Source organism: Paenibacillus sp. GSMTC-2017, assembly GCF_016019935.1.
Taxonomy (GTDB): domain Bacteria; phylum Bacillota; class Bacilli; order Paenibacillales; family Paenibacillaceae; genus Pristimantibacillus.
Map to the genome: position 1 here is coordinate 189,577 of NZ_JAECMT010000006.1, position 12,138 is coordinate 201,714.

Annotated in this window: 11 protein-coding genes; 8 read left to right on the plus strand and 3 right to left on the minus strand. The window is 42.3% G+C overall.

Annotated features, from left to right (window positions below; all coding sequences use genetic code 11):
* Window positions 1-41: 41 nt before the first annotated feature.
* Complete coding sequence (locus tag I6N90_RS21665) at window positions 42-1,427, minus strand: response regulator transcription factor (protein WP_197937747.1); 1,386 nt, start codon at window positions 1,425-1,427, stop codon at window positions 42-44.
* Window positions 1,420-3,222 (minus strand): sensor histidine kinase, encoded by a 1,803-nt coding sequence (locus I6N90_RS21670; protein WP_197937748.1) that lies wholly within the window; start codon window positions 3,220-3,222, stop codon window positions 1,420-1,422. The genes I6N90_RS21665 and I6N90_RS21670 overlap by 8 nt, the downstream gene beginning before the upstream one ends.
* A 183-nt stretch (window positions 3,223-3,405) precedes the next feature.
* Between I6N90_RS21670 and I6N90_RS21675 the strand changes: the two genes are divergently transcribed.
* Genes I6N90_RS21675 through I6N90_RS21690 form a run of 4 tightly spaced genes read left to right on the plus strand, consistent with a single transcriptional unit; the run spans window position 3,406 to window position 8,246 of the window.
* On the plus strand, window positions 3,406-4,767 hold the full coding sequence (locus tag I6N90_RS21675; RefSeq protein WP_197937749.1) for an ABC transporter substrate-binding protein: 1,362 nt from the start codon (window positions 3,406-3,408) through the stop codon (window positions 4,765-4,767).
* Window positions 4,768-4,793: 26 nt separating this feature from the next.
* On the plus strand, window positions 4,794-5,678 hold the full coding sequence (locus I6N90_RS21680; protein ID WP_197937750.1) for a carbohydrate ABC transporter permease: 885 nt from the start codon (window positions 4,794-4,796) through the stop codon (window positions 5,676-5,678).
* A gap of 13 nt (window positions 5,679-5,691) precedes the next feature.
* The gene (locus I6N90_RS21685) at window positions 5,692-6,516 is read left to right on the plus strand and encodes a carbohydrate ABC transporter permease (RefSeq protein WP_197937751.1); all 825 of its coding nucleotides are present in this window, start codon (window positions 5,692-5,694) and stop codon (window positions 6,514-6,516) included.
* The gene (locus tag I6N90_RS21690; RefSeq protein ID WP_197937752.1) at window positions 6,513-8,246 is read left to right on the plus strand and encodes a glycoside hydrolase family 66 protein; all 1,734 of its coding nucleotides are present in this window, start codon (window positions 6,513-6,515) and stop codon (window positions 8,244-8,246) included. The genes I6N90_RS21685 and I6N90_RS21690 overlap by 4 nt, the downstream gene beginning before the upstream one ends.
* Before the next feature lie 402 nt (window positions 8,247-8,648).
* Here I6N90_RS21690 and I6N90_RS21695 read toward each other — a convergent pair whose 3' ends face one another.
* A complete protein-coding gene (locus I6N90_RS21695; protein WP_197937753.1) occupies window positions 8,649-8,996 on the minus strand; it encodes a DUF4181 domain-containing protein in 348 nt (115 codons plus the stop codon).
* Window positions 8,997-9,159: 163 nt separating this feature from the next.
* On the opposite strand from I6N90_RS21695, the gene I6N90_RS21700 reads away from it, so the two are divergent.
* From I6N90_RS21700 to I6N90_RS21715, 4 genes are all read left to right on the plus strand, one after another.
* The gene (locus I6N90_RS21700; RefSeq protein ID WP_197937754.1) at window positions 9,160-9,594 is read left to right on the plus strand and encodes an RrF2 family transcriptional regulator; all 435 of its coding nucleotides are present in this window, start codon (window positions 9,160-9,162) and stop codon (window positions 9,592-9,594) included.
* Window positions 9,595-9,800: 206 nt separating this feature from the next.
* Window positions 9,801-10,355, plus strand: coding sequence for a hypothetical protein (locus I6N90_RS21705; RefSeq protein WP_197937755.1), 555 nt, complete (start codon window positions 9,801-9,803; stop codon window positions 10,353-10,355).
* Window positions 10,356-10,390: 35 nt separating this feature from the next.
* Window positions 10,391-10,627 (plus strand): DNA-binding protein, encoded by a 237-nt coding sequence (locus I6N90_RS21710; RefSeq protein ID WP_197937756.1) that lies wholly within the window; start codon window positions 10,391-10,393, stop codon window positions 10,625-10,627.
* Window positions 10,628-10,809: 182 nt separating this feature from the next.
* Window positions 10,810-12,036, plus strand: coding sequence for an MDR family MFS transporter (locus I6N90_RS21715; RefSeq protein ID WP_197937757.1), 1,227 nt, complete (start codon window positions 10,810-10,812; stop codon window positions 12,034-12,036).
* Window positions 12,037-12,138 lie beyond the last annotated feature (102 nt).

The window sequence follows — 12,138 nt, forward strand, 5'->3', positions numbered from 1 at the left end:
ATAGCAAACTACACAAATTACCCGTTTTAGTCGCTCATCCCTTACCGCCAACCCTTTTCCTGATACTCACCAGGCGGCATACCGTAATGGCCTTTGAAGACGTAGGAGAAATGTTTGACGCTCACATAACCAACCTTTTCGGCAACGTCATAAACCTTTTCAGTCGGCCTCTTCCGCAATAACTCAGCCGCATGTTCCATTCGTACCCGTGTTAGAAACTTAATGTATGATTCATCGGTTTGCTGGTGGAACAAGCTGCTTAAATAGCCAGAGGACATCTTCATTTTCTCTGCAATTGAGGCGAGGCTAATTGGTTCAGCAAAGTGGATATGGATATATTCCTTCACTTTAGTGATCGTTTCATGCTCCGCTTTTTTAGTAGAATGATGAGGATATATGGTCATTGCCATAAAATCCGAATGTGCGGCGTTTTTGTTGTAACGAACATTAGCTTGGTTGTCAGCCTTTTCGTCGCTAACCTTGTCGTTGTCAGACTCGAAGCAGAGAAGTGACGGAGCCGCTTTTAGCATCCTGCTTTTTAGTAATTTATCAGCTCGCAGATAGGAACTATTTAATTGAAGCAAATCAATCTCCGATGTGCCGACAGCACCCCATAAGTGTAGGCCAGTCATTTTCCGAATAGCATCCGATAGTTGACGAAACAGGAGCTGACAACGGTGCAATACATCAAATTTATTTTCTCCCGGAATAAGAATAACGGATCTTTGCTCATTATCGATAAATAGAACGGGGCCGGGATTTAAAGGAATTAATTCAGATGCTGTCTGATGCAGGATATAACGAAATAACGCCTGATCCGTTTTGGACAAGTTTCGCCCAAGCAGTTCGTCAACATCAAGGTCAACGATCATTATGGCACCTTCAGCCTCTATTAAGCTGATCTTCAGCCGATGCAAAATAGGATAAAGTACTTTAATTTCAATATTGTTGTCTAGGACGATTGCTCGCAACGCATTTCTAGCGACTTGTCCACGGGACTCCTCTGATAATGAAACGAGTGACTGGTAAGCGGTTTGCTCCACTTGCTCTACTGAAAGTTCAGAAGCGATAGTGTCTAACACAGCTACTAATTCCTCTCGTACGAGCGGCTTGAGCAAATAGTCGTGTACACCGTAGTGCATAGCCTCTTTTGCCAAAGAAAACTCATCATATCCCGAAACGATGATCATCCTTGGCCTAGGATGTCTACGAGATAGTTCACGTGCTAGTTCAATGCCCGTCATAACGGGCATCTTAATATCGGTCATAATTAGATCGAAGGATGCCCCACCATCGATTAATTCCAATGCTTCCCGTCCATCTGCTGCTTCTCCCGTACATATCCATTCATTATGAAGCGCGCTCAAATTCGACCTTATATATTGCCGCGTTAATGGCTCGTCATCAACGATCAACAGCTTATACATGGCTAGTCTCCTTTGCTGTAGAATACGGAATAGAAATAACGACAGTTGTTCCTTCATAAAGCATACTTTTTATGTTTAGCCCATACTCAGTACCGTATTTAACCTGCAATCTTTTGTTCACATTAACTAATCCGATGCCTGTATGAGTGCGATCAAGACTACCCGTTTCTTCTAGCTGCTCTACCTTTTGTTGCAGATAGTGAAGAGTGTCCGAATCCATTCCAGGACCATCGTCATTTACTTCGATCAATATGCAATCAGGTTTTAGATGAGTAGTAACCGTAATTGTCGTTTTGCCCTTTTTCAGCTCACAGCCATGTACAACGGCATTTTCTACTAGAGGTTGGAGTAATAGGGCCGGGATAGTCAGACTGAGTAACTCCGGATGGATCGTGATGCTGTAATCAAGACGACCTTCAAACCGACTACTTTGAATAGCTAAGTAAGCATGGAGTAGTTCAACTTCTTTCTGAAGAGGCATTTCCTTGTTCCACTGGGACATTCCTCTAAGTATGCTGCTGAGTGCATGGATGTGGTCGATCGCTTTATCCTGTTTGCCCGATTGCATGGATAAGCTTATTAAGTTTAATGTGTTAAAAATAAAATGTGGACGAATTTGGCTGAACAACGCATTAATCTGCGCTTCCTGCTGAAGTAGCTTTGATTCGTATACTTCCTTCACAAGAACGGTGTTCTCGCGTAACATCTCACCAATCCGGCCAACAAGCCGATTAAACGCCGCACCCAAATAACCGATTTCATCTCTCCGATTGCTGTGGAACGTGATGTCTAGCTTCCCCATCTCTACATCCTTCATTAACTTGACGATTGCAAGCAAAGGCTTCAAAAATTGACGAATGAAAATAACAAGCAATAGGATCGCTAACAAGGCGGATGCGATAGACAATAAGGATGTTTGATTTCGCGTATGAATAGCTTCTCTGTTCATTTCCGTCACAGAACTAATGGCAACAATTGTCCAAGCCACCCTTGGGATAGATGTTACGTTTAGAAGATAGCCATCTTCCACTTCACCATCCGTATGAAGTACAGCAAGAGCCGTTTCTTTAAACGTATCGTTAGAGGAATAGATGAAGTTATTCTGATCGTCCAAAATAAATAATCCACCATCGTGCCCCATTTGTGCCCTCTCAACAATTTCAACTATTCCTTTGTAGTTTGCATCGGCTTTGATTACACCCAAAATTCTTCCTGTATTCGTTATGCTTCTTAATTGTTTAACGACAGAAAATATCTGTATATTGCCGCTAGTTGTAAACTCGTTTTCGCTTGCAGGAACGAGAATATAATCCTGTGAAGTTAGTGCTTTCTTATACCAGTCGTAATCTTCCATCTCTTCATTAGGAATAAGTTTAGTAGGAAGTCGTGCGCTCGAATAAATGGCATCGGTTACGATCGAGACACGAAGGATATCCTCACGTGGAAATATCATCATTTCATCAAGGAATGTTTCCATAAGTCTACGTTTCTCTAATTGGGCCAGCTCTGTGTCAGCAGTCTGCTCCTCCAGAGCATGCATAATATGTGCGTTGCGGTAAGGGAATAGGGTTAGTCTGTAGAGGTCATCGAGATAGGTATCGATATTTAAAGATATTTGCTCAATAATTTGCTGAACCTTATCAGAGGATTGTCTGTGAAAGTCACGAGTATATTGCGTATAGGATAAATAAGATTCAAAAAAGACAGAGCCAAGAAGTAGCAATCCGGTCATCGTGATGAGCTTTATTTTAATGCTCCATTCACGGTAGCTTTTGAAGGGGAGGAAAGATTTCATCGCATTCTCCTCTCAAGCATGTATCTTTTCTGTTTCCTATATTGTATAGGATAGTCCTGCATATTATTAAAGGAGATATGAAAAATTCGTACCTTTATCACTAAAAACAGGTATTCCGCGAGCGGGGTTATATCCATAGTCTAAATCTGTAGCGGAAATCTATCCTCAAGAGGAGGAACGCCAATGATCCGAAGCAAAGTGATTTGGTTTATGAGTGTATTGCTCATCCTTACACTGATCGCGGCATGTAGTTCGAATGGGAACAAGCCGAGTAATTCTGAAAGCGTTTCATCACCAAATCCATCGCCGACTGAAACAGTGAAACCGACTGCAACAGCAAAGCCGCAGGCAAAAGTAACGCTGAAGTTTTTTACAGGCAAGGTGGAGACGGTAGATCTGATGAATGAATTGATAGAAAAATTTGAAGCAGCAAACCCGGAGATTAACGTGGAACAGGAATATCAGAAGGATGCAAGCAACGTCATTAAAGTGAAATTTGCCTCTGGAGACATTCCAGACATTACGACGGTTTATTCTCAGGATTACGTTGATCAGGGCAAATATTTGGACCTATCTAATGAAGCATTCTGGTCCCGCGTTTTGCCTGCCATTAAGGAATTAAATACAGACATTAAGACAGGTAAGCAATTCCGAGCAGCAACGAATGTAACGATGGCGGGCATTTTTTATAATAAACGGGTATTCGAGGAACTTGGATTAAAGGAAGCTCATACGTGGGCGGAGTTTAAAAGCAATCTGCAAACGATTAAAGATAAAAAGCCTGATATGACACCTATGTTCATAGCGGGCAAAGATTCATGGACGCTTGGCCATCTCATTGAATTTATGGCTCATGGTGTGACTAAACAGCAATTTGGTGTAACGGAAGCACGTACAGCATTTATTAATAACGATGCTAGCAAGTTGCAGTTCGATGCCGCTGGTGGCGGAATCGATACGTTCGGAGGAAGGCTACTTGAGCTTAAGGAAGCTGGACTAATCAACAATGATGCACTAACAGCCACTTATGATAATCAGAAGGAAGCATTCGTAACCGGTAAGTCAGCTTTATTTAGCCAAGGGATGTGGGTACTTGGAGATTTGCTTAAGTTAAATCCACATATCGGAACGAATATCGGCTTCTCTCCATTTCCAGCTATCGTAGACGGAACAAAACCTGTAACACTTTCTGCTGAGGATTCCGTTTATGCCATTACGTCAGAATCTAAACATCCAGATGAAGCGAAGAAGTTTCTTGAGTTTCTGTTCGAGCCAGACAACTTAAAGCAATATAGTGAGTTTTTGAAATCACCACCAGCGTTTACGGATGTTAGTGCGGATTGGGGACCACTTAAGAATCAAGCTGCGGCAGCGCTGAAATCAGGGGTGAATATTGCATTTACCGATACGCCGTCTGGTTTCTCAGGTGATGATGCTGGTCGGATGGTGCAGGAACTGCTTGCTGGCAAATATAAGAGCTCAAGTGAATTTGCCTCGGCCTATAAAGCCGCGTGGGATAAAGCATGGGGTGCAACGAATAAATAGCGAAGAAGCGGTAGGAGAGAGAAACGATGCGCATCATTTTCCGAAAAGTGTGGGGCAATTTGCATCATTTCATGGCGATACCAGCTATTCTGCTGTTTGGTTTGTTTTTCCTCTATCCGTTAGTGCAGGGCGTTGGCATCAGCTTAACGGATTCAAATGGCATATCGGCACCCAATTTTGTCGGGCTACAAAACTTTGTTGATTTTTTTAATGATGATCGAGCACGCAATGACGTACTCATCACTGTCTACTTTGCTTTAGGTAGCGCACCACTCCTAAATCTACTTGGACTCATGTATGCGTTGTTGCTCGATCGGAAGCTCGCAGGCAGGGGAATCGTTAGAGCAATTGTTTATTTGCCAGCCGTTATTAGCCCACTCATTATGGGGTATATCTGGTACTTCATTCTACAACCAGATCGAGGATACTTGGCTCATGTCCTGAATAGTGTAGGGCTTGGATTTCTCGATGTAAATTGGCTGGGGGAGAGTTCTTCGGCACTTGTTGTGTTAATCGTCGTCAATGTTTGGCAGTATGTCGGTATGACGATGATCGTATATTTGGCGGGACTTCAAAGTATCCCACCTGATCTGTATGAAGCAGCAACTATTGATGGAGCGGGCAGATGGACTTCACTACGGTATGTAACTCTGCCCCTTCTGTATCCATCAATCAAAATCAATGTCGTCACGAACATTATCGGTTCCTTATCTGTCTTCGAGATCATCGTCGCACTGACGGATGGAGGGCCGGGTTATGCCACGGAGTCGCTCAGTATCTATATTTTGCGAATGCTATATGGCAGCTTCACAGGTTACTCTACAGCAGTCGCTCTTATACTCTTCGTCATCATTTTGATTCCCGTTGTATTATTTTTGCGATTCACTCGCAAGTCTGAATATGAGCTTTGAGAGGGCAGACGCTATGAAACTACGAGTAACGACCGTAATCAAATATGTCATCGCCGGAATGATGGTTCTTATCTCTATCATTCCGTTCTATGTTCTATTGTATTTAGCGATGAATACCCCATCGAGCAGTATGTTCGGAGGACTGTTCCTGATGCCTGATTTTCACTTTGGCAATTTTGTGGATGCTTGGAATGGTTCTAAGCTTGGGCGAGCGATGATTAATTCCATAGTCATTACGCTAGGAGCAGTAATTATTGTCGTTGTTGTCGCTAGCTCGACAGGGTATGCAATTGCACGATTTCGTAATTGGAGGCATGCTACAATATTCAACATTTTGCTCGCATGTCTCATGATTCCAGCCATTATTATTACGGTTCCTCTCTATACGTTGATGAAATCAATCGACGGCATTAACACCCATTGGGCGATGATTCTACTTACAGCGACAAATGCTCTACCACTGTCCGTGTTCCTTTATACGAGCTTTATTCGATCCTTACCTAAAGAGGTAGAAGAATCTGCTGTCATGGATGGTTGCACCTACTTCACAGCATTTTGGAGAGTGACGTTTCACTTTCTTCGGCCAGTAACGTCGGCTGTTGTTATATTGACTGGACTTGGTATATGGAACAATTATGGGCAGGCGGTATTTTTCTTGCAGAGCCAAGAGATGCGAACCGTTCCTCTTGCAGTATCGATGTTTTTCCAAACGTATGGTGCGAAGTGGAACTTGATGGCGGCGACCGCTCTTATCGGTCTTGCTCCAGCAGTTCTAGCTTTTATCGTATTTCAAAGGTACTTCATTAAGGGCATCACAGCTGGTGCATTGAAAGGGTGAAGGAATTGAGCCTGGAGAAAACGGCATGCAGAATTAGGGATATCTATCCGTCAAAAGCGCAATTCCTTCGTGGGGAAACGGTCGCATTAACAGTCGAGCTGATCAACGAGGGGGATGAAGCGCAACTCGTTCGGGTGAAATGTGTCATTCGGGAGCTTGCGGATGTTGTAGGGAAGGTGGAGCAGCAGATACATCTTCTCCCTCATGCAACATTTTCTATCCAGCTAGAAATAGGGTCGTTCGACACGGAATGTACTGGCTATGGCGCTGATGCGGAATTATATGTCGGCGAGAATGCCGTCGATTCCGCATCGACGGCGTTTGATGTCGTCTCGAATTTTAGGAAAGCGACAAGATACGGCTTCCTTAGCGATTTTGGTCCTGAAGAATGTAATGACGATGAAGATGTGAAATGGATGTCGAAACTTCATTTGAATCTAGTCCAATTTTACGATTGGATGTATCGGCATGACGATCTTGTTAGCAGTGAGGAAACATACACGGATTTAATGGGGCGAGTCGTTAGTAGAAGTGTGGTGGAGGAGAAAATAAAGCTCTGCCATCACTATGGGATGAAAGCTGTAGCTTATGGCGCGGTTTATGCCGCTAGTAAGGAGTTTGCAGATAGGCATCCAGACTGGAGACTGTATACTAGCTCGGGTGATCCGTTTGATTTTATCGGCATATTTAACATTATGAATATTTCTGCGGATAGTCCGTGGCACCATCATATTGTAGCGGAATATCGGAAGGCGGTCACGGAGCTCGATTTCGACGGTATTCATATGGATACGTATGGTTTTCCTAAAACGGGGTGGTCAAGGCGTAATGGAAAGCCTCGTCTGGAGCGGCTTGAGGATCAGTTTCCGGTACTAATCGAATCAACTAGGGAGGCATTAGCATCTGTTAAAGATGATAGTTGCCTTATCTTCAACAATGTAGGCAATTGGCCCGTTAATACGGTTGCGAAGGCAAGCCAAGATGCCATCTACGTAGAAGTATGGAAGCCGTATGAGCGATATCATCATTTACGAGAAATTATTGCGTGGGCAAAACATTTGAGTGAAGGTAAACCGATTATTTTGGCTGCATACTTGAAGCCGTTTCGGGAGCTTGGCGTGAATGGTGTAGAAGGAGCAGAGCATGGTTTCCGTTTGTTGAATGCTGTCGTTACCGCTCACGGTGCGTATCATTTGTTGCAGGGGGAACATGGAGGTGTGCTGACACAAGGTTATTATGTCGATCACTCGAATCTTCGTCCATCGTTCATCCGTACTGTGCGAGACTATTGCGACTTTGGCGTGCGGTATGGGCATGTCACTCACGATCAATTATTAAGGGATGTGTCGATGACTCATGCAGACGGAGATAATCTGGAGTATGCGTTTATAGGATTTCCGTACAGCACGTATGGGGAAGCGGGTAAAGTATGGACCATTATTCGGGAGCGCGAAGGGTTAAAACTCATCCACTCTGTAAATTTGACTTCAGCCAGCGAAGATTACTGGAACGAGTCAAAGGAAGCGCCACAACCTGTGCTGGGCCGAGTCTTTACCATTGCAGTCGATCATGATGTGGATTCTATTTTTCTAGCGAGTCCCGATCATAATAGTGGCAAAACGGTTGTGCTGGAATATCGAATGGAAACTAATTCTCGTGGAAATGTCGCTATTGTAGAACTGCCGCCGCTTCTTTATTGGGATTTGTTGATCGTTAAAATGAAGGTTTGAGTCATCTCGTTTACCGTGAGAAGCCTCCAACCCCACTTTGGTAGTGGTGTTGGGGGCTTTTTCATTCTGGTATATAGCTGAACATACGAAGGATCTTATTTCTTTGAGACAGCGCCTTTGTCTTTTGTAGAAAATGGGGATTAAATATAATTTGTGGTGAGTGTAGCTGCCGACTACAAATTCTAAGCGCAAATATACACTTATTTTCAAGGATTAAGAGATGTTTTTGGCTATTAAGTGCATAAATACGCTTATTCCAGGCGGCAGGTTCGATAAAAGGGAAATCTAAGTGTAAAAATGCACTTAATGCGTTAGTCGCAAGTCGATTGTGGGTTTACTCCAAAATGATATGAAGAAATAAAGGAATGCGCCTCCTAAAACAATTGATGTCCCACCCTAACATCACACTAAAAAGTACAGCATTATGACACCAACAATCATAGTAATGAGTGAAACGATATACCGTTTTGACCCTTTACGATACGTATATTCAATAAATGAATTGAACCCAAAAGCGATAACAAGTAATGATATGAAAAACCACTTAAAAGCATTGCTTTCCGCATCGCTCAATATTGTAATGACAACAAGAGCAATGGTTGTAAGGATGACCAATATGATCTTTCCTTTTCCACGTAATTCTCGGCCCTCTTCTAACATTAAAATATCTTCATTTCGGACTATGTTTCTTTCCAAAATAAATCGTACCAGATGGCATACTAATAAAATGATTATAATTCTAGCATCCATTGTAGTTCCTCCATTCGACAAAGACTACTATCTATGTAACGCGACTTGTATGGTTAGAGTTGCGCAACTTGCACATTCCTTTTCAACATAATACAATGTGCTTCAAATGGTTGCATTGATGGCGTGTGTTATTGCCATTACAACTGCACGAAGGAGATCAAATATGAGTACAGCCAATCGTGGAATTAATATAGGTCCTCCAAGGTTCAAAATAGCCGTTCATGCCATCGTGTGGCTAGCGCAAAGCGGATGCGTATTATCAAGCGCAATGATCGCTAACCAAGTAGATTCGCATGCAACCTTTATGCGCAGAGTGATGCAAGCTTTAGCTATGGCAGGTATTGTAGCATCCAAAGGCGGCCGAGAAGGCGGTTATATTTTGCGGAAAGCTGCGGATCAAATAACGTTGGGCCAAATCTATTGTGCGGTTAATTTAGCTACTGAACCAGAAGTCGAGGGAGGTTGTGGAGAAGCTGGCGTACAACTCGACTTAGAGCTGGAAAAAATATTGTACGAGGCTGAACGTCAGACAATCGATTATTTGCAGCAATTTACTATAGCTGATGTGATGAAACGAGTTGAGTTTTTTACGCAATAACGTGATTTATTCAGTGGGGATTATTTCGCATTAATCTTTCTGCTAGCAAGTACCGGTAAAGTAGCTGGTTATCTCATACATGAGGAAGCAATCTTCTTGAAACACGTGTAGGTTGCTTTTTTGTCGTGGAGAAAAGTTTTGGCTGCTCTAGCATAGATGCAACATTAATGCCTCTCGATTTCGTTAGGGTAAGTGGAGGTGTTTTGATGAAAAAGCAATTAATATTGGTTTGCGTAATGCTGATTGGTATTTGTTTCTATCCTAAAAGTACGTCTGCTTTATCATGTGCATCACCAGGAACTATTGAGGAATTGTATACCCAATATGATGGGATTGTTGAAGCTCAAGTGATTGACGTCATTCATAAAGCACAGGAAAACAAGGTAAAGCTGAAAGTACTGAGAAGCTTCAAAGCAATAGAGGAATCAAACCTCACTATATACGAAAATTCTACCTGGGGTGCAACGAATGGACCTAGTGAGAAAGGTAAAACGTATCTGTTTTTCTTGAATAATATTGAAAAATGGTGGCAGAATCCCCTTTGTTCCCCTTCCAAGGAGGTTTCTCAAGCTTCAGAGGAACTGAAGTTTCTAACATCGAAAGAGATACCTATAAAAGTTAAGGACGCTAGTGATAACTCCATTTATAAAAAAACGTCCAATATTTCCACTTCTACATGGGTATTCATTTCAACTATAGTTATTTTATTAGGAATCACCTTATTTATTTGGCTTCGCAAAAGGACGAATAGGGGAAACTAGCGCAGTATTTCGGAATGTTGAAGGGAGGAATAGCAATGAGTACTACGAACGGCAATTCACTAGAAAGCGACTTGCCTGAGGGCTTAAGTAAGCCAGCAATTCGAGCACTTACCGGTGCAGGATTTGTACGTTTGGAACAATTTACGAAGCTGAGAGAAAAAGATGTTCTACGTCTTCATGGGTTCGGGCCAAAAGGGATTAGAATACTTAAAAGTGCACTTGAAGCAAGAGGACAATCATTTTTATCGGAATTCGCCCAATCGAACGAGTGAATAAGGCGGGCATAACGATTCTTATCCGAAAGAGCCAAATGGAGATCAGTGCGTTCCACTGATTTCCATTTTGGCTCTTTCTCGTTTATTTCTGGTGATGTATAATCAGAATTCTAAGACTATTCTTAAAAGTACGGAAGTTACATCTTGGAATCATTACAGCGACGGAAAGAAGGATCTCGATGATTAGACGCTTACAATCCTTTAAAAATGACTTTCATCCAATCGTCAATGTGTTACTAGTAGGCACTGTTTTTGCCCGAATTGCTAGTTCGATGAGCTTGCCATTCCTAGCGATTTATTTGTTCAAATATACAGATATGAGCGGAGTAATGATAGGTTTTACAATCGGAATCGGATCTCTAGCAGGAATGTTTGGTGGATTTTTCGGAGGATATTTGTCTGATCGATTCGGGCGAAGAATCGTTATGCAGGCAGCCATCTATTTATGGGCTATTGTATTTATCGGGTTTGCGTTCGCAGAAGTTCCCATTATCTTTGCACTGCTTAATGCTTTAAATGGTTTATGTCGTTCTTTCTATGAACCTGTCTCTCAAGCATTGATGGCTGATTTAACGAAAAAGGAAAAACGTTATGCAGTCTACTCTCTAAGATATATGGCAATTAATATCGGGGTAGCGGTGGGCCCATTGCTTGGTACTATAATTGCAGGGATGAATGGTCGTTTACCGTGGATTATTACAGGTTGTATCTATCTGGCTTATGGTATCGTGCTTCATTTCCTCCTTAATAAGTATGGCATTCGCAGTATAGAAGGAGAAAAGAAAAATCCGGTCTCCATTGCAGAGTCTTGGGGCGTTATCCGCAAAGATGCAGCTTTCCGCTTTTTTATAATCGGAGGTATCGTCAGTGCAATTGGTTACGCTCAGATGACTTCTACTTTATCGCAGTTCATTGGGCAAAATTATGAGCAAGGCGTCACTTTATTCGCTTGGATGATGAGTATAAATGCGATTGTTGTTGTTGCACTCCAGATCCCATTTTCGAAATGGGCAGAGAAACGTTCTCCACTTACAGCGATTGTAGTAGGGAGCATCTGTTATGCGATAGGAAACTTAGGTTATGCATTTAGTAATAGCTGGTGGATCTTAATTGTATCTATGATTGTCTTCACGTTGGGTGAGATTTTGACCTTCCCAGCAGGCGCAGTCATGCTTGATCGATTGGCACCTGAAGAGATGCGAGGTACTTACTTTGGAGCACAGACCTTTACGAATTTAGGTTTTTTCCTCGGGCCATGGCTCGGTGGTTTCTTGCTTCAAGGATATGGTGGACAAACCTTGTTCATCGTAATAGCGATTATTTCTCTTGTATCTGTATGGTTCTATCGTTTAGGTGAAATGAAGGCACCACTTGCAAAACAAAAGTCAACGGGAATAAGTGCTTAACAAGATAAAACGTAATAAGTAAAGATAGATCAATGGTTTTGAACGTCCTAATACTATTGGCATAATAAAGGTTACATTTCCAAATGATGTATGTTAGATTAA

Excerpts from the sequence above, each read along its gene's own strand:
- I6N90_RS21665 (WP_197937747.1), bottom strand. The coding sequence starts at position 1,427 with ATGTATAAGCTGTTGATCGTTGATGACGAGCCATTAACGCGGCAATAT.
- I6N90_RS21670 (WP_197937748.1), bottom strand. The coding sequence starts at position 3,222 with ATGAAATCTTTCCTCCCCTTCAAAAGCTACCGTGAATGGAGCATTAAA.
- I6N90_RS21675 (WP_197937749.1), top strand. The coding sequence starts at position 3,406 with ATGATCCGAAGCAAAGTGATTTGGTTTATGAGTGTATTGCTCATCCTT.
- I6N90_RS21680 (WP_197937750.1), top strand. The coding sequence starts at position 4,794 with ATGCGCATCATTTTCCGAAAAGTGTGGGGCAATTTGCATCATTTCATG.
- I6N90_RS21685 (WP_197937751.1), top strand. The coding sequence starts at position 5,692 with ATGAAACTACGAGTAACGACCGTAATCAAATATGTCATCGCCGGAATG.
- I6N90_RS21695 (WP_197937753.1), bottom strand. The coding sequence starts at position 8,996 with ATGGATGCTAGAATTATAATCATTTTATTAGTATGCCATCTGGTACGA.
- I6N90_RS21700 (WP_197937754.1), top strand. The coding sequence starts at position 9,160 with ATGAGTACAGCCAATCGTGGAATTAATATAGGTCCTCCAAGGTTCAAA.
- I6N90_RS21705 (WP_197937755.1), top strand. The coding sequence starts at position 9,801 with ATGAAAAAGCAATTAATATTGGTTTGCGTAATGCTGATTGGTATTTGT.
- I6N90_RS21710 (WP_197937756.1), top strand. The coding sequence starts at position 10,391 with ATGAGTACTACGAACGGCAATTCACTAGAAAGCGACTTGCCTGAGGGC.
- I6N90_RS21715 (WP_197937757.1), top strand. The coding sequence starts at position 10,810 with ATGATTAGACGCTTACAATCCTTTAAAAATGACTTTCATCCAATCGTC.